Source organism: Dyella sp. 01N448 (assembly GCF_056399225.1).
In genome coordinates, this window is sequence record NZ_JBFTQX010000010.1 from 70,827 (window position 1) to 88,783 (window position 17,957).

General features: G+C 65.5%; 15 protein-coding genes. 13 read left to right on the forward strand and 2 right to left on the reverse strand.

The features are described from left to right. Window positions 1-36: 36 nt before the first annotated feature. Window positions 37-1,485, reverse strand: a complete 1,449-nt coding sequence (pdxR, locus tag AC1DKY_RS16425) for a MocR-like pyridoxine biosynthesis transcription factor PdxR (RefSeq protein ID WP_441604823.1) — start codon at window positions 1,483-1,485, stop codon at window positions 37-39. Window positions 1,486-1,595: 110 nt separating this feature from the next. Between pdxR and AC1DKY_RS16430 the strand changes: the two genes are divergently transcribed. From AC1DKY_RS16430 to AC1DKY_RS16490, 13 genes are all read left to right on the forward strand, one after another. Continuing rightward, entirely contained in the window at window positions 1,596-2,294 is a 699-nt protein-coding gene (locus AC1DKY_RS16430) for a glutathione binding-like protein (protein ID WP_441604824.1), read from the forward strand. A 205-nt stretch (window positions 2,295-2,499) separates the two neighbouring features. Next, window positions 2,500-3,417, forward strand: coding sequence for a DMT family transporter (locus AC1DKY_RS16435; RefSeq protein WP_441604825.1), 918 nt, complete (start codon window positions 2,500-2,502; stop codon window positions 3,415-3,417). 93 nt (window positions 3,418-3,510) lie between these two features. Further along, window positions 3,511-5,715, forward strand: a complete 2,205-nt coding sequence (locus AC1DKY_RS16440; RefSeq protein ID WP_441604826.1) for a protein-disulfide reductase DsbD family protein — start codon at window positions 3,511-3,513, stop codon at window positions 5,713-5,715. Then, window positions 5,712-6,254, forward strand: a complete 543-nt coding sequence (locus AC1DKY_RS16445) for a TlpA family protein disulfide reductase (protein ID WP_441604827.1) — start codon at window positions 5,712-5,714, stop codon at window positions 6,252-6,254. Before AC1DKY_RS16440 ends, AC1DKY_RS16445 begins: the two co-directional genes overlap by 4 nt. Before the next feature lie 150 nt (window positions 6,255-6,404). Beyond that, a complete protein-coding gene (gene aroQ, locus AC1DKY_RS16450) occupies window positions 6,405-6,863 on the forward strand; it encodes a type II 3-dehydroquinate dehydratase (protein WP_441604828.1) in 459 nt (152 codons plus the stop codon). A gap of 69 nt (window positions 6,864-6,932) precedes the next feature. Then, window positions 6,933-7,385 (forward strand): acetyl-CoA carboxylase biotin carboxyl carrier protein, encoded by a 453-nt coding sequence (gene accB, locus AC1DKY_RS16455; RefSeq protein ID WP_441604829.1) that lies wholly within the window; start codon window positions 6,933-6,935, stop codon window positions 7,383-7,385. A gap of 21 nt (window positions 7,386-7,406) precedes the next feature. Beyond that, entirely contained in the window at window positions 7,407-8,774 is a 1,368-nt protein-coding gene (gene accC / locus AC1DKY_RS16460; RefSeq protein WP_441604830.1) for an acetyl-CoA carboxylase biotin carboxylase subunit, read from the forward strand. Window positions 8,775-8,823: 49 nt separating this feature from the next. Then, window positions 8,824-9,192: a DUF7716 domain-containing protein gene (locus AC1DKY_RS16465; RefSeq protein ID WP_441604831.1), complete on the forward strand. Its 369-nt coding sequence runs from the start codon at window positions 8,824-8,826 to the stop codon at window positions 9,190-9,192. Window positions 9,193-9,393: 201 nt separating this feature from the next. Beyond that, window positions 9,394-10,299 carry a 50S ribosomal protein L11 methyltransferase gene (prmA, locus tag AC1DKY_RS16470; protein WP_441604832.1) on the forward strand — a complete coding sequence of 302 codons (906 nt, stop codon included), beginning with the start codon at window positions 9,394-9,396 and terminating at the stop codon, window positions 10,297-10,299. A gap of 101 nt (window positions 10,300-10,400) precedes the next feature. Further along, the gene (locus AC1DKY_RS16475; RefSeq protein ID WP_441604833.1) at window positions 10,401-11,186 is read left to right on the forward strand and encodes a zinc-ribbon and DUF3426 domain-containing protein; all 786 of its coding nucleotides are present in this window, start codon (window positions 10,401-10,403) and stop codon (window positions 11,184-11,186) included. Window positions 11,187-11,478: 292 nt separating this feature from the next. Next, window positions 11,479-11,766 carry a helix-turn-helix domain-containing protein gene (locus AC1DKY_RS16480; RefSeq protein ID WP_046970233.1) on the forward strand — a complete coding sequence of 96 codons (288 nt, stop codon included), beginning with the start codon at window positions 11,479-11,481 and terminating at the stop codon, window positions 11,764-11,766. Between the two features lie 132 nt (window positions 11,767-11,898). Next, entirely contained in the window at window positions 11,899-13,509 is a 1,611-nt protein-coding gene (purH, locus tag AC1DKY_RS16485; RefSeq protein ID WP_441604834.1) for a bifunctional phosphoribosylaminoimidazolecarboxamide formyltransferase/IMP cyclohydrolase, read from the forward strand. A gap of 214 nt (window positions 13,510-13,723) precedes the next feature. Further along, window positions 13,724-16,801: an ESPR-type extended signal peptide-containing protein gene (locus AC1DKY_RS16490; RefSeq protein ID WP_477180020.1), complete on the forward strand. Its 3,078-nt coding sequence runs from the start codon at window positions 13,724-13,726 to the stop codon at window positions 16,799-16,801. Between the two features lie 91 nt (window positions 16,802-16,892). Here the strand turns inward: AC1DKY_RS16490 and AC1DKY_RS16495 are convergent, their stop codons facing one another. After that, a complete protein-coding gene (locus AC1DKY_RS16495) occupies window positions 16,893-17,894 on the reverse strand; it encodes a bile acid:sodium symporter family protein (protein WP_441604836.1) in 1,002 nt (333 codons plus the stop codon). Window positions 17,895-17,957: the final 63 nt, after the last annotated feature.

Genomic DNA, 17,957 nt, shown 5'->3' on the forward strand with positions numbered 1-17,957 from the left:
ACAGATCCAGTTTTCGCGGAAATGAGAGAACCAGTGCTAAGCCGGGCGATGTGCCTGGAGCAACCGGGCCAGCACGCGCGCGGCCTCGTCCATGCGCGTGGCCGGCATGCCTCCCAGGCCGAACACCAGGCCGTTCGGCCGCGTGCTGCCGATGGCGTAATCGCCCAGCGCTTCGATACGCATGTTCACCGCCTGCGCATCCCTGACCAGCTGGCTCGCCGCAACCGGCCAGCGCAGTTGCACGGCGATGTGCAGCCCGGCATCTGAGGCCAGCGACTGCAGGGCGTCGCCCGCGTGCCGCGCCAACGCTTCGAGCAGTGCCTCGCGCCGCTCCGCATAGATGCGTCGCATCTTGCGCACATGCCGCGCGAGATGACCTTCGTTGATGAACAACGCGAGTGTGTCCTGCGCCAGCACGTCGCTGTGCCGGTCGCCGAGCTGCCGCACGCAGGCCAGTGCGGGCATCGCCCACTCGGGCGCCACCACATAGCCAAGCCGCAGTGATGGAAACAGGCTTTTGGAGAACGTGCCGATGTAGAACACCGAGCCGTCGCGATCCAAGGTCTGCAGTGCATCGAGCGGACGCCCGCCGTAGCGGAATTCGCCGTCGTAGTCGTCCTCGATGATCACCGCGTCGTTTCGTCGCGCGAAGTCGAGCAAGGCCGCTCGACGCGCGGGTGACATCGCCATGCCGGACGGAAACTGGTGCGACGGCGTCACGTAGATCACGCGTGCGTTGCGTGGAATCTGCTCGACCACCAGGCCTTCGTCGTCCACCGGCACGGGCACGATCTGCGCGCCAGCGGCTTCGAAGGTCTGACGCAGCGGCGGATAGCCGGGATCTTCCACCGCCACCACCGTGTGCCCTGGCGTGACCAGAATGCGCGCCAGCAGATCGAAGGCCTGCTGCGCTCCGCCGACCACCATGATGTCCGCCGCGCTGCAGGTGACAGCACGGGTGAACGACACATGCCCGGCAATAGCCTCGCGCAATGCCTCGCGCCCGGTAGCCGCGTCATAGAACGACGGCGTGCGCGACAACGAGCGCAGAGCCCTTGCGGACAATTTGCGCCATGCCTCAAAGGGAAAACGGGCGGCATCGGGCAGGCCCACCCGAAGGTCGTAGCGCGCAGGCGGCAAGGCATTCATCGGCGCGGGAAAGATCGCGTCGCGCCATTGCGGTTGCAGACGCTTTTCCTCACCACCGGTCGAGCGCGGTGCCGTCGACTGCGTTGGCCCCGCATGGGCGACCAGATAACCCGCCCCCTGGCGGGCCACGATATAGCCTTCGCTGAGCAGGCGGTCGTAGGCCGCCACAATGGTGTTGCGGGACAGGCCCAGCGAGGTCGCCAGCGCGCGCGTGGAGGGCAAGGGCTGACCCATGCGAAGACGGCCATCCAGGATCGCCGCCCGCAATTGTCCATGCAGCGCCTGCAGTCGGCCTCGCAGGGGAATATCCAGCGGGAAAGCCAGGGGTTGTTCCATGGCGGTGTCCGATAAGGCTGACTGGTCCTAAAGAATTCCCTTGTTCTGGATCTTTTTCAAGACCAGTGAAAACCCGACACTGTCGCCATCCACTCCACGGAGCCCCCGCCATGATCGAGCTGTACTTTGCCGCCACGCCCAATGGGTTGAAGCTCAAGCTATTCCTTGAAGAGGCCGGCCTGCCGTACTTCATCACCCCGGTGAGCCTGAGCAAGGGCGAGCAGTTCAAGCCCGAATTCCTGGCCATTTCGCCCAACAACAAGATCCCGGCCATCGTCGATCACGCTCCCGCCGGGGGCGGCGCGCCGGTGACGGTGTTCGAGTCCGGGGCGATCCTGCTCTATCTGGCGGAGAAGATCGGCCAATTCCTGCCCAACAACAGCCTCGCCCGCATCGAGGTGCTGGAGTGGTTGTTCTGGCAGGTGGCGGGGCTGGGCCCCATGGCCGGCCAGGCGGGGCATTTCAAGGTGTACGCGCCCGAGCCGGTGCCGTATGCGATCGACCGCTACACCCGCGAAGTCGCACGGCTTTACGGCGTGCTGGATCGCAGGCTGGAAGGACGCGAGTTCATTGCGGGCGAGTTTTCCATCGCCGACATCGCCTGCTATCCGTGGATCGTGCCGCATGAGGCGCATGGCCAGAACCTGGCGGATTTCCCGAACCTGGAGCGTTGGTTTATCGCCATCTCGCAGCGGCCGGCCACGGTGCGCACGTATGAAGGTGTCGAGAATGCGTACACGCCGAAACAGCCGCTGTCGGACGAGGAACGCCGCGTGTTGTTTGGCCAGGGTGCAGCGCCCAAGGCCTGAAGACTGCTGACAGGTTCTGACGCAATGGGCGGCTAGACTTCCAAATCGACAGCCACCTCTCATCCCTCGTCATTCCGGCGCAGGCCGGAATCCAGGAGCGATGAGCAGGGCTTTCGCACGAGGAGCCGGTGTGCGCACTCGCGACAACCAAACCTAATCGCTACTGGATTCCGGCCTGCGCCGGAATGACGAGCAAAGAACTGCCATGAAAACCTCCGACATCACTGCACTCGTAGTTCTGGGAGCCCTATGGGGCGCCTCGTTCCTGTTCATGCGCATGGGCGCGAACGAGTTCGGCGGCATGGCACTGGCCGGCATGCGCGCCATCGGCGCGGCGATCTGCTCGGCCCCGCTGCTGACACGCACACGGGTGACCGAGATGCGCACGCACTGGCGCGACATCGCCATCGTCGGCATCGCCAATTCAGCGCTGCCGTTCGTGCTGTTCTCATTCGCTGCGCAGAGTCTGCCGGCAGGCGTTTCGGCCATCTCCGATGCGATTGCGCCGCTGCTGGTCGCGCTGTCGGGCTGGATGCTGCTGGGCGAGAAGCTGAGCCCGATGCAGGCCAGCGGCCTGGTGATCGGCTTTACCGGTGTGGTGTGGCTGGTGGCCGGCACGGTGGGCTTTGGTGGTGGCACGCATGCCATGGGTTGGGCGATGGCCGCCTGCCTGGGTGCCAATGTCTGCTACACCTTTGGCGCGCACTACAGCCATCGCCGCCTGCGCAGCGGCGTCACGCCGCTCAGTGTCGCCACCGGCAGCCAGCTGGCCGCCGCCGTATTGCTGCTGCCCTTTACCGTCTGGATGTGGCCCGTCAGGACCCCGGGGTTGACGGCACGGCTGGCCGTACTGGGCCTGGCGGCCTTGTGCACATCGCTCGCCTACGTCCTGTTCTACGGCTTGATGGCCCGCGTGGGGGCCTCGCGCAGCATGGTGGTGATGTTTCTTATCCCGGTGTTCGGCGTGGTGTGGGGCCTGATCTTCCTGCATGAACCGGTCACCCTGGCGATGGCCGGCGGATGCATCGTTATCCTGCTCGGAGTGGCACTCACCACCGGTTTGCTGCGTCTGCGCCGTAACCGCGGGCCCGCGTCAAGCGAAGTAGTTGTAGAACACTCCTGAGCTCCGGCGGGTTTTCCCCGGCCCGCCGGCAAGCTGAGCCATAATCCCGGTTCACCTGCGCCCCGGCGCGGGTCTCTCCTTGTTGGAGCTGCAATGCGCCTGATCCACCCTGGCCGACTGGCCGCCCGCTTCCTCAGCCTGCTCTGCCTCTTGCTGGTCGCCTTGCCCGCGCTGGCTCAGGATGATCTGGACGGCCTGCTGCCGGTGACCGAGGCCTATAAGCTGACCGCCGACGCTTCCACGCCCGGCGTGGTGAAGCTGCATTGGACGATTGCGCCGGACTACTACCTCTACCGCGGCCGCATGAAGTTCAAGGCGGCGGACGGGGCGACGCTGGGCGAGGCGCAGCTGCCCGACGGCGAGAAGCACCACGATGAGTATCTCGGCGACGTGGAGACTTATCACCACGGCGTCGACGCGACCGTGCCGTACACCGTCGCGGCAGGCGCCACCGAACTGAAGCTCAGCGTGCAGTACCAGGGCTGCCACGAGGTGGATCCCAAGATCTGCTATCCGCCGCATACCGAGCAGCTGAGCCTGCCGGTGCCGGCCGGTGCGGGCGTGGCCGGCGGCGGCGATGCGATGAGCGCGGCGCTGGGCAAGCTCGGTTCCAGCAAGAGCGGCGGTGGCGCCACCCTCCCCGCCGAACAAGCCTTCCATCTGGAGGCGCTCGCCAAGGACCGCCAGCACCTGCTGCTGCGCTGGACCGTGGCCAAGGGCTACTACCTCTATCGCGACCAGACCGCGCTGAAGTTGAAGGATGCCAACGGCCTGACCCTTGCCAAGCCCGAGTGGCCGGCTGGCGTGGAACATGAGGATGCGCACTTCGGCAAGACCACGGTCTATTTCGACCAGATCGAATTGCCGGTGGCCATTGAAGGCGATACGTCGGCGCTCAAGAGCGTGAATCTGGAAGCCAGTTTCCAGGGCTGCCAGGACGGCGGCATCTGCTATCCGCTGATGACCCGCGCGCTCACCATCGACCTGAGCGCGACGACGCCTACCAGCGGCGCTGCCGCCGAGCCGGCGCCGGAAATGCCTCCGGCCGGCCTGGCCACCACTCCGCTGCAGGTGAGCCTGCTCACCGCGCTGCTGCTGGCCTTGGGCGGCGGCCTGGTGCTGAACCTGATGCCCTGCGTGCTGCCCGTGCTGTCGATCAAGGCGGTGGGTCTGCTGGAAAGTGGCGAGAGCCATACCAAGGCGCGTTCGCACGCCCTCTTCTATACGGCTGGCGTGCTGAGCACGTTCGCGCTGATCGGCGTCGCCATCGTCGCGCTGCGTTCGGCCGGCCATGCGCTGGGCTGGGGCGCGCAGTTGCAGCAGCCGGTGGTGGTGGGCGTGCTCGCCTGCGTGATGGTGGCCGTGGGTCTGTCAATGTCGGGCGTGGTGCAGTTTGGCACTTCGCTGGGCAATGTGGGCTCGGGCCTGGCCTCGCGCTCGGGCCATGCGGGCGACTTCTTCACCGGCGTGCTCGCGGTGGCCGTGGCCAGCCCGTGCACCGCGCCCTTCATGGGCAGCGCGCTGGCTTATGCCTTTGCCGCGCCGATGATCAATGCCTTGCTGGTGTTCCTGACCCTGGGCATCGGTCTGGCCCTGCCGTTCCTGGCGATAGGCTTCGTGCCGGCGCTGGCGCGGATGCTGCCGCGGCCGGGCGCGTGGATGGAAACGCTCAAGCAGGTGCTGGCGTTCCCGATGTACCTCACCGCCGTGTGGCTGATCTGGGTGCTGGCGCATCAGCGCGGCGCCGATGCGGTGGGCCTGGTGCTGGTGGCCGTGGTGCTGCTGTCGGCCACGCTGTGGTGGTTCGAGCGCAGCCGTTCGCGGGGCGCGTTCAGCCGGGTGGCGGTGGTCGTCCTGCTCGCACTCACCGTCGTGCCGCTGTTCTATCTGTCCAAGGTGCAGGCGCCGACGCAGGCTGCAGTCGCAACGGACGGCGTGGTCGCCTATACGCCGGAGAAGCTCGCGGAACTGCGCAAGGCCGGCACGCCGGTGTTCGTCGACATGACCGCCGACTGGTGCGTCACCTGCAAGGCGAATGAGCATGCGGTGCTCGACACCGACGCCTTCCGCGACCTGCTCAAGAAGACCGGCGCGGTCTATATGAAGGGCGACTGGACCGATGTGAACCCGACCATTGCCGCCTTCCTGCAGCAGTACCACTCGCCGGGCGTGCCGCTTTACGTGGTATTCCCCAAGGACGGCGGCGAAGGCCGCATGCTGCCGACGGTGCTCACTTCGTCGCTGGTCGAGGATGCGCTGACCAAGGCCGCCGGCACGCCGGTCGCCGCCAACCCATGATCAGCCGCGGCAACTGGATCATTCTGGGCGCCGCCGTGCTGGTCGCCGGTGTGGGCGGCTGGCTGCAGCACTCCAGCCAGCGCGCCCGTGTGCCGCAAGGCGTGCAGGTCGCCCAGGTGGGAGCAATAGCACCCGACGTGGCCTTGCGCGACCTGGACGGCAAGGAACATCGCCTGTCCGAGTACCGCGGCCGCCGCGTGCTGATCAACTTCTGGGCGAGCTGGTGCGGGCCGTGCCTGAAGGAGATGCCCGCGCTGGTGCAGGCACAGGCCAACGTCGGCGAAAAAGGCCCGATCATCGTCGGCGTCGCTATGGACGATCCGGCCAATGTGCGAACCTTCCTGGCCGCCCATCCGGTGAACTATCCGATCCTGTTGGGCAGCCTCGACAGCCCCAGCACCTCGCTGCGGCTGGGTAACGTCGGCGAAGTGCTGCCGTACAGCGTGCTTCTGGACGAGAACGGCCGTGTGCTGTTCAGTCGCCGGGGTGTCCTGGATGCCGACGACCTCAAGGCCTGGGCCGCGCCAGCCGCGCCCTGACGCGGTTTCGGCACCCATACGTCGCCGCACGGTTTAACGCTAACTTCTCCTTCAAACATCGCCGAACTGCGCCGAACTGGACAACATCCGCCGGGGCGCGCACACTCCGCGCCGGACGCCGGCCCTGCCGGCACAACCCAAGGTTAGGGCGTGGCGAAGATCCTGGTCCTGCACGGACCCAATCTCAATCTGCTGGGCAGTCGTGAGCCGGAGGTTTACGGACGCGACACGCTGGCCGATATCGACGCCTCGCTGATGCAGCGTGCCCAGAGCGCCGGACACGGCCTGGAAGCGTTCCAGTCGAACGCCGAGCACGCCCTGATCGACCGCATCCACCAGGCCCGCCTGGACGGCACGGCGATCATCCTGATCAATCCGGGCGCCTTCACCCACACCAGCATCGCCCTGCGCGACGCGCTGGCGGGCGTGGCCATCCCGTTCATCGAGCTGCATCTGTCCAACGTGCATGCCCGCGAAGCGTTCCGCCGGCATTCCTACCTCTCGGACATCGCCGTGGGCGTGATCTGCGGTTTTGGCGCAGACAGCTACCGGCTGGCATTGGATGCCGCCCTGAACCGGCTGGACCGCGCTGGCGCGTCCGCCTCCTGAATCCCGGGCCTGTCGCCCACATATTCCCATTCCGGCCGCTGCGGCGGCCTCAACGAAAAGGTTTGAACCATGGACCTGCGCAAGATCAAGAAGCTCATCGACCTGCTCGAGGAATCCAACCTCGCGGAACTTGAGATCAAGGAAGGCGAAGAGGTCGTTCGTTTGTCGCGCGTGCCCAAGGGCACCATGACCGCCGCCCCGGTAATGCAGGCCGCCCCGATGGTGGCCGCGCCCGTCGCCGTCGCCGCGCCGGTGGAAGCCGCGCCTGCCGAGGCCGCCCTGCCCGCCGGTCATGTGGTGAAGGCGCCGATGGTCGGCACGTTCTACGCCTCGTCCAGCCCGGGCGCAGCGGCCTTCGTGAAGGTCGGCCAGCAGGTCAAGGCTGGCGAGACGCTGGGCATCATCGAAGCGATGAAGATGTTCAACCAGATCGAGGCTGACGTGGCCGGCACCGTGACGGCCATCCTGCTCGAAAACGGCCAGTCGGTGGAATTCGACCAGCCGATGTTCGTGATCGCCTGAGCCGGCTGACCGATCATGCCCATGCTCGAAAAAGTCGTCATCGCCAACCGCGGCGAAATCGCCCTGCGCGTGCTGCGCGCCTGCCACAGTCTGGGCATCAAGACCGTGGCGGTGCACTCCACCGCAGACCGTAATCTCAAGCACGTAGGCCTGGCCGACGAGTCGATCTGCATCGGCCCGGCGCCGTCCATCGACAGCTATCTCAATATCCCGCGCATCATCGCCGCGGCGGAAATCACCGACGCCCAGGCCATCCACCCGGGTTACGGCTTTCTGTCCGAGCGAGCCGACTTCGCCGAACAGGTGGAACAGTCGGGCTTCATCTTCATCGGCCCCACCGCGGACGTGATCCGTTTGATGGGCGACAAGGTGGAAGCGATCCGCGCCATGAAGGCCGCCGGCGTGCCGTGCGTGCCGGGCTCGGGTGGCCCGCTTGGCGACAATGTGGAAGAGAACATCCGCATTGCGCGCGAGATCGGCTACCCGGTGATCATCAAGGCCGCCGGTGGCGGCGGTGGCCGCGGCATGCGCGTGGTGCGCACCGAGGCTCACCTGGGCAACGCCGTCACCATGACCAAGCAGGAAGCGAAGGCCGCTTTCGGCAACGATCAGGTGTACATGGAGAAGTTCCTGGAAAATCCGCGCCACGTGGAAATCCAGGTGCTGGCCGATGGCCAGGGCAACGCCATCCATCTGGGCGAGCGCGACTGCTCCATGCAGCGTCGCCACCAGAAGGTGGTCGAAGAAGCACCCGCACCGGGCATCACGCCGGAACTGCGCGAGCAGATCGGCAAGGTGTGCGTGGATGCGTGCCTGCGCATCGGCTATCGCGGCGCCGGCACCTTCGAATTCCTGTTCGAAGACGGCCGCTTCTACTTCATCGAGATGAACACCCGTATCCAGGTGGAGCATCCGGTGACCGAGCTGATCACCGGCATCGACCTGGTGCGCGAGCAGTTGCTGATTGCCGGTGGCGAGAAGCTGTCGATCAAGCAGTCGGACATCAAGATCCACGGTCACGCGATCGAGTGCCGCATCAACGCGGAAGATCCCGACTCCTTCTTGCCTTCGCCGGGCACGGTCAAACGTTTCGAGGCGCCGGGCGGCCCGGGCGTGCGCGTCGATACGCACCTGTACGACGGCTACCGCATTCCGCCGAACTACGACTCGATGATCGGCAAGCTGATCGTGCACGGCCCGGATCGCGAAACCGCCATCGCGCGCATGCGCCTGGCGCTCGCCGAGACGGTGATCGAAGGGGTGAAGTGCAATATCCCGCTGCAGCAGCGCATCATGGCCGACGCCGGTTTCCAGCAGGGTGGACAGAACATCCACTACCTGGAAAAGCGCATGGCCGAACAGAAGGAAAAGGCCGCCCACGGCGGCTGATGTGTGGCCGGCGAGTCGTCCCGACGACTCGCCGGTTTGCCTGACCACGATGTCTGCCCTGCTCACACTGCGCGAAGCGATCGACGCCATCACCGAGGCCTTCGACGAAGGCGATGGCTGGGATCGCTATGCCTGGGTCTATATCCGCGGCAAGATCACCGAGCCTTCGTGCAGGCTGTATCTCTCGCACGTCGGCGATGAGGAAGAAGCGCTGATTGCCGATCACGGCGCCGCGCTGCCTGAGTTCGCTGCGCAACATGAGCTGGGCCATTTTCTTGAAGCGGCGGATTTCGCCGAAGTGCTGTTTGTGCAGCCGCGGCAGCAGCCGTCGCCCACACTAGAGGATTTCGCGCGTGCGCTGGAGTATTACCGCAAGCACGATGGTTTTTTGGGTGTGCCGCCCGCAGGCCCCTTGTAGGAGCGCACTTGTGCGCGACCGCAACACCGCACGCTAGCCCCACCATTCAAATTCGCGAACTCGCCGGGCAACCGCGCCACGACCAGCCACCGAGGCGCACCGAAGCTCCGCGGTCGCGCACAAGTGCGCTCCTACAAGGGAGAGAGACACCGTAGCCCCCACTTCGGCGACAATGCACGCCTAATATCGCAGGATCGCCCCATGCCCTGGCTTGAACTCTCCCTCACCGTCCGCGCCGAACAGCAGCCTCGTGTCGAAGAGGCGCTCGATGATCTGGGCGCGCTTTCGATCACGCTGCAGGACGCCGATGCGGAAACGCCGGACGAGCAGGCCATCTTCGAGCCCGGCGTGGGCGAACTGCCGCTGTGGCCGACCATCACGCTCAACGCGCTGTTCGAAGCCGAGACGGATCGGCGCGGCCTGGGCGAAGCCCTGGGCGACCTGCTGCCGTGGCTGGAGCCGGACCAGATGCTGTTCCGCGACGTGGCCGACGAGAACTGGGAGCGCGCGTGGATGGACCAGTTCAAGCCGATGCCGTTCGGCCGGCGCCTGTGGATTTATCCGTGGAACATCGAGCCGCCCGTCGATGAGGACATCGTGGTCGTGCGCCTGGACCCGGGCCTCGCCTTCGGCAGCGGTACGCACCCGACCACGGCGCTGTGCCTGGCATGGCTGGACAGCCTGGATCTGCAGGGCAAGAGCGTGATGGATTTCGGCTGCGGCTCGGGCATCCTTGCCATCGCCGCGCTCAAGCTCGGCGCCGCCGGCGCGGTGGGCGTGGACAATGATCCCCAGGCACTCATCGCCTCGGCCGACAACGCCGAACGCAACGAGGTGGCCGATCGCCTCACCGTGTATCTGCCCGAAGATCTGATTGCAGAACCGGCGGACGTCTTCATCGCCAATATCCTTGCCGGTCCGCTGGGCGAACTGGCGCCGACCTTTGCCGCCGCCGCCAAGCCAGGCGCGCCGTTTGCCATCTCCGGCATCCTGCACGGCCAGGAAGAAGAGCTGCTGGCGCGCTATGCGGAGTGGTTCGAGGACTTGCGCGTGGATACCCAGGAAGACTGGGTGCGCATCAGCGGCCGACGCGCAGGGACGCGCTAGTACAGAGCCACTGAGTGACCGTTCACGATACCGGCATGCCCGCGGGTGATTTGTCTCGCGCGGTGCACTAGGCTTGTTGCAATCCGGTCACCACGGTCCGCATGTACGCCCAATGTCCCGAATGCCTCACCGTGTTCTCGCTGAACACGGAAACGCTTGCGCAGGCGCGCGGCGAGGTCGTGTGCGGACATTGCGAGACGGTATTCGATGCCTTGGCCAGCCTGAGCGACCAGCTGCCGCCGGAGCCGTTCGAGCACCTGCCCCCGCGCATGCCCGAGACGCCACCGCGGCTGGATCTGGCGGTCTATCGGCCATCGGCGGAGCCGGCGGTCGTGGCGGAGGCGCCGGCACCACACGATGTGCTCGACGAATTCGCCCACCTGGTGGTGGCGCCGCGCTTCGCGCGCAAACCGGAGAAGAAGCGCCGCTGGCCCTGGATCACCGCCTGCAGCCTGCTGCTGCTGGCACTGGGCGGGCAGCTGGCATGGGCCAAGCGCGATGCGCTGATCAGCGACGACACGGCGGGCCCGCTGCTGAGAGAGGCCTGCGACACGATGGGTTGCCAGCTGCCTCTCGTGCAGGACATTACGCGGCTGAGCCTGGTCGCGCGCGACGTGCAGGCCCATCCATCGGTGCCGGGCGCGCTGCTGATCACCGCCAACGTGCACAACGACGCGCCGTTCGCACAGCCTTATCCGGTGGTGTCGATCACCTTGTCCGATGCGAACGGCAGCAAGCTCGCCATGCGGCGGCTGCGGCCCAGCGAATACCTCGGCGACAACGCCACTCTGCAAAAAGGCATACCGCCCGATGGCAGCGCGGCCTTGATGCTTGAAGTGGAAGATCCCAGCGGCAAGGCCGTGGCGTTCGAGTTCGATTTCGAATAGACGTCCATTTGATGGCGCGCCATGCAGCGGCCGGCATCGTCTCAGGCCGGTTCGCCGGATTCACACAGGCACATGTCGTGCCACCAATGCAAGTGAATGTCCATAGGACATTTTGGTTGCGTGATCCAAATGCGGTCCCGCCAAACGGGTACTTAAAATTCTCGGCACGCGAGGGTACACTCGCTCCTTCGTCTTGTGCTGCACCCGGCGTTCCATGCGAGCCGCCGCCAGCGGTATTTGCCATAAACACTGCAGCGGCCCACGTAGTCGCTGCGTTAGAACGTGAGGGGAAATGCCCGTGAACGCCGTACGACTGCCTGCCAGCGAGTCTCCGAAAGAGACATCGTCGCAGAGCGCCTTGAGCGAATGCGTCAGCCGCACCGTGCGCCGCTATCTTGCCGATATCGGCGATACGGAATGCGACGAAGGTCTGCACGCGCTCGTCATCCGCGAAGTCGAAGGCCCCCTCCTGCGTGAAGTGCTGGCCTGGCACGACGGCAACCAGAGTCGCGCGGCTGCCGTACTCGGCATCAATCGCGCCACGCTGCGCAAGAAGCTCGCCGCACACGGCCTGCTGTAACACTGCTGCATCATGCGCGCCGGTGGCGCGCATCCCCTTGCATTTGGCCATCCAACTGGCGCACCGCCCGCTTTCAGGCGGCGCCCGCCCCAGGCGGCTATAATGCCCGGCTTCCCCGTCCTGGAAGCCGTCATGCCTGCCTCTGCCGTATCCCCCATTCGTCGCGCGCTGCTTAGCGTGTCCGATAAGACCGGACTGATCGCGCTCGGCCAGCGCCTGCACCAGGCTGGCGTGGAGCTGCTCTCCACCGGCGGCAGCGCCAAGGCGTTGCGTGAGGCGGGCATCCCGGTCAAGGACGTCAGCGACGTCACCGGCTTCCCCGAGATCATGGATGGCCGCGTCAAGACCCTGCATCCCAAGGTGCATGGCGGCCTGCTCGGTCGCCGCGGCACGGACGACGCCGTGATGAGCGAACTGGGCATCGCGCCGATCGACCTGCTGGTGCTCAATCTCTATCCGTTCGAGCAGACCGTGGCACGGGCCGATTGCACGCTGGAAGAAGCGATCGAGAACATCGACATCGGCGGCCCGGCGATGCTGCGTTCTGCCGCCAAGAACTGGAACGACGTGGGCGTGCTCACCTCGCCGGACCAGTACGACGAGGCGCTGGCGGAAATCGAAACGCATGGCGGCCTCACGCGCGCCACGCGCTTCAGGCTCGCCGTCGCCGCGTTCAATCGCGTTTCCAACTACGACGGCGCGATCAGCGATTATCTCTCCGCGCTCAAGCTCAATGACGATTACGACACCATCGCCGGCCATGACGCGTTCCCGGCGCAGGCCAATGGTCGCTTCGTGAAGATGATGGATCTGCGCTACGGCGAGAACCCGCACCAGCAGGCCGCGTTCTACCGCGACCTGTATCCCGCGCCGGGCACGCTGGCCACGTTCCGCCAGCTGCAGGGCAAGGAGTTGTCGTTCAACAACATCGCCGACTCTGATGCCGCGTGGGAATGCGTACGTAGTTTTACCAAGCCGGCCTGCGTCATCGTCAAACACGCGAACCCGTGCGGCGTGGGAGTGAGCCTGGATGGCATCGGCCGTGCTTATGATCTGGCCTACCAGACCGATCCCACCTCGGCCTTCGGCGGCATCATCGCCTTCAACCGCGTGGTGGATGCGGCCACGGCCAAGGCCATCGTGGATAGGCAGTTCGTGGAAGTGGTGCTCGCGCCCGGCTACGAAGACGCAGCGCTCAAGGCCTTCGCCAAGAAGACCAATGTGCGCGTGCTGGAAATTCCGCCGCCGGCCGACGGCGACCTGAGCAAGGCCCATCCCGGCAACGATTGCCGTCGCGTGGGTTCGGGCCTGCTGATCCAGACCGCCGACCGCGCCATGGTCAAGGCCGAGGACCTGAAGATCGTCACGAAGCGCGCACCCACGCCCACCGAGATCGACGACCTGATCTTCGCGTGGAAGGTGGCCAAGTACGTCAAGAGCAATGCCATCGTCTATGCCAGGAACCGCCAGACCATCGGCGTGGGCGCGGGCCAGATGAGCCGCGTGTACAGCGCCAAGATCGCCGGCATCAAGGCCGCCGACGAGAAGCTGGAAGTGCGCGGCTCGGTGATGGCGTCCGATGCGTTCTTCCCGTTCCGCGATGGCATCGACGCGGCGGCTGCCGCCGGCATCCAGGCCGTGATCCAGCCGGGTGGTTCGATGCGCGATGCGGAAGTGATTGCAGCAGCGGACGAGCATGGCATGGCGATGGTGTTCACGGGCATTCGCCATTTCAGGCACTGATTAGCAGTTTTAGCGATACGAAAAGAGGCGCCCCTGGGCGCCTTTTTTCTTGGTGGATACCCACCTGAGACAAATCTGATATCGCCCCAGATCAGACAGTTCTTATGTTTCGCGCAGACCCTCGAGCGGACCATGTGCTTCGTGGACGGCAAGGACGTCCGGCAAGCCAAACGGAAACGGCCATCACTTTCCTCTTCCGCTTAAGGGTCTTGTCATGAACGCCATTTATCGCATTGTGTGGAACGCTGTCACCGCCCGCTGGGTCGTCGCCTCTGAACTGGCCAAGGGCCGCAAGAAGATGTCCAAGGCACGTGGCAGCCGTGCTGTCGCCGTGGCGGCCACCATCGCGGTTGGCCTGATGAGCGCGATCGCATCCACGCATGTCAGCGCCGCCGAATTCATCGGCAACACCGATGCCTGCTCCGGCTCAACCGGGACGATCACCATGACCTACGGCAGCGGCACGGACGCAACGGCGAACTCCGAAGGTATCGCCATTGGCGCCGGCGCCATCGCATCGGCCGCCTGCGCCAGTACCGGTGGTGTCTACTGGGGCTATTCGGCCATCGCCATGGGCACGCATGCGACCAGCCTCAAAGGCGGCATCGCTATGGGTTACGGCTCGTACTCCAACGGCGTCGACAGCCTGGCGCTCGGTGCGGCGGCAGGCGCCACCGGCCGCAGCACCGTCGCCCTCGGCGCGGGTGCGAACGACAATGGACGCAACAACGTGGTTTCCGTGGGTCTGGGCGCTGGCCCGATCGCCCCCAACTACCCGGGCGGCACCACTCCGAATGCCGGCGCTGTGCCGCAGACGCGCCAGCTGATCAATATGGCCGCCGGTACGGCTGCCACCGACGCGGTCAACGTGTCACAGGTCACCCCGGTCGTCACTGCCCTGGGCGGCGGCGCTGCGTTCAACAGCAGCACAGGCGCCGTCACTGGCCCGAGCTATGCACTGGCCAATGCCAACAGCATCAACGGCAGCACGGGCGCCGCTACGGATGTGGGCAGTGCATTCGGCACGGTCGATGCCGCGCTGGGCAAACTCAATACCTCCATGGCTCAGAAGACCAGCGACATCGCCGGCAACACCACCTCGATCAACGACATCACCAATCGGATCAACAACGGTACCGTGGGCCTGGTGCAGCAGGCAGCCGCCGGTGCAGACCTGACCGTGGGCGGCGCTACCGACGGTGCTGCGGTGAACGTCGCCGACAAGAACGGCAACGCCCGCACTCTGAAGAACGTCAAAGCCGGCGTGAACGACAAGGACGCCGTCAACATGTCGCAGCTCAACGCGACCAACGCCGCCGTGACGCAGAACACGGCGAATATCTCCTCGCTGGACCAGCGCGTCACCACCAACGAAGGCGACATCGGCACGATCAACACCAACATCAGCCATATCGATGCCCGCGTCACCCAGAACACCACGGACATCTCCTCGCTGGACAAGCGCGTCACCACCAACGAAGGCGACATCAGCTCGCTCACCACCAATGTCAGCAACATCGACGCCCGCGTCACCCAGAACACCAACAGCATTTCTTCGCTGGATGGCCGCGTGACGAATGTGGAAGGCGGCGTCAGCAACCTCACCAACCAGATCAACAGCGGTTCGGTGGGCATGGTGCAGCAGGCGTCGGCCGGTGCGGACCTGACGGTGGGCAACGCCACCGATGGCGCGGCGGTGGACTTTGCCGACAAGAACGGCAACGCCCGCACGCTGAAGAACGTCAAAGCCGGCGTGAACGACAAGGATGCCGTCAACATGTCGCAGCTCAACGCGACCAATACGGCCGTGACGCAGAACACCACGGATATCTCCTCGCTGGACAAGCGTGTCACCACCAACGAGGGCGACATCGGCACGATCAACACCAACGTCAGCAACATCGACGCCCGCGTCACCCAGAACACCAACAGCATCTCCTCGCTGGACGGACGCGTGACGAACGTGGAAGGCAAAGTCAGCAACCTCACCAACCAGATCAACCAGGGCGAGCTCGGCCTGGTGAAGCAGGACGCCAGCAGCAAGGTGGTGACGGTGGCCAAGGACACCGGCGGCAAGCGAGTGGACATGGCGGGCACCGAGGGCGAGCGCACGGTGACAGGCGTGGCCGAAGGCGACGTGAGCGCGTCCAGCAAGGATGCCGTCAACGGCAGCCAGCTGTTCGCCACCAACCAGCAGGTCGCACAGAACACCGCCGCCATTGCCGGCAACACGGCATCCATCGCCAGCCTGAGCCAGTCGATCAACAACATCACGACCGGCGGCAACGGCGTGAAGTTCTTCCACGCCAACTCAGCAGCCATCGACTCCGTCGCCTCGGGCCGCGAGTCGGTGGCGGTGGGCGGCGGTGCGCAGGCGACGGCGAGCCAGTCGGTGGCGCTGGGTTCGGGTTCGGTGGCGGACCGCGACAACTCGGTGTCGGTAGGTTCGCAGGGCAACGAGCGCCAGATCACCAACGTGAAGGCGGGTACCGCCGATACGGATGCCGTGAACGTGGCGCAGCTGAAGGCCGCTGGCGTGATCAACGGCGACGGCTCGGCCAATGCCGCCGTGACGTACGACCACAACGCGGACGGCTCGGCCAACCATGGCAGCGTCACACTGGGCAACGGTCAGACGGCTGGCGGCACGACCATCCACAACGTGACGGCCGGCGCGGCCGACATGGATGCGGTGAACGTGGCGCAGCTCAACGCGGTCGTATCCCAGGCCACCAGCACGTCGAACGCGATCGCTTCCAACGATGCCGCTGCACCTGCGGCCAAGGCGACCGGCGAGCACTCGGCGGCGATTGGCGGCGGCTCTGTGGCTGACCGCGACAACACCGTGTCGGTGGGTTCGCAGGGCAACGAGCGCCAGATCACCAACGTCAAGGCCGGTGCGACCGACACGGATGCGGTGAACGTCGCCCAGATGAACCAGGCAAGCGGCTCGGCCACCAGCAGCGCCAACAGCTACACGGACCAGCAGGTGGGCAACGTTGCCAAACAGGTCGCCGGCATGCAGCAGCAGATGGACGACCAGTTCCGCAACGTCAACAAGCGCATCAGCGGCAACAACGCCATGAGCACCTCCATGATGACGATGGCGGCCAGCCTCGGCGGCATCGAGACGCAGAACCGCTTCGGTGCCGGCACCGGCTTCTCCAACGGCTCCAAGGCGATTTCCGTCGGCTACCAGCGCGCCATCAGCAAGCGCGCCAACATCACCGTCGGTGCCTCGGTCACCGGTGGCGACAGCTCGGTCGGCGTGGGCGTGGGCATGGGCTGGTAAGCAGGAAATCACGCGGGCAAAAGAAAAGGGCGTCCAGCAAGGACGCCCTTTTTCTTGGCCGGCACCAACGTTGCAGGCCGGCTCCAGCGTTTCAGCTTTCCGCGGCGACACCGACCTTGGGGCTACGCCCTTCCACCCTCTGGGCATACTTCTTCGCCAACACCGCACACGTCATCAGCTGGATCTGATGGAACAGCATGATCGGCAGCACGATGGCGCCCAGCGGATGGCCGGCAAACAGCACCTTGGCCATCGGCACACCGCTGGCGAGACTCTTCTTGGATCCGCAGAAAACGATGGTGATTTCATCCTCGCGCTTAAAGCCCAGTGCACGCGCACCGTAGCGGGTAACGATGAGCGCAATGGCGAGCAGCACGGCGTTGACGATCAGCAGGCCGCCGAGCACGGGCAGTGGGATCTGCTTCCACAAGCCCTGCAGCACCGCCGCACTGAAGGCCGTGTAGACGACCAGCAGGATCGAGCCCTGGTCGACGAAGGACAGCAGCGAGCGGTTGCGTTCCACCCAGCGGCCGATCCAGCGCTGCGCGACCTGGCCGGCCACGAACGGCACCAGCAGTTGCAGCACGATGGCGCCGATGGCATCCCAGTTCATGCCGCCCTGCCCGTGCGATTCCAGCATCACGCCAACCAGCAGCGGCGTGATGAAGATGCCAAGCATGCTCGAGGCGGAGGCGGAACAAATCGCCGCCGGCACATTGCCGCGCGCCATCGAGGTGAAGGCGATCGATGACTGCACCGTCGAGGGCAGCGTGCACAGGAACAACACGCCCAGGTAAAGCGAAGGCGTCACCAGCGGGGACAGCACGGGACGCAGCAGCAGTCCCAGCACCGGGAACAGCACGAAAGTACTGGCCAACACCGTCAGATGCAGGCGCCAGTGCGTCATGCCGGCCACCACGGCTTCGCGCGAGAGCTTGGCGCCGTGCAGGAAGAACAGCAGTGCGATGGCCATGTCGGTGAGCACATTGAACACGCTCGCCGTGGTGCCGCGGCAGGGCAACAGGCTGGCCAGCACCACCGTGACGATCAGGGCGCAGGTGAAGCGGTCGGGCAGGAAGCGACTCAGGGACATGGCCGTGGCACGCGCAAATCGGGGACTGCGCTATTGGACTGCCAGACCATTGATTAATCAAAT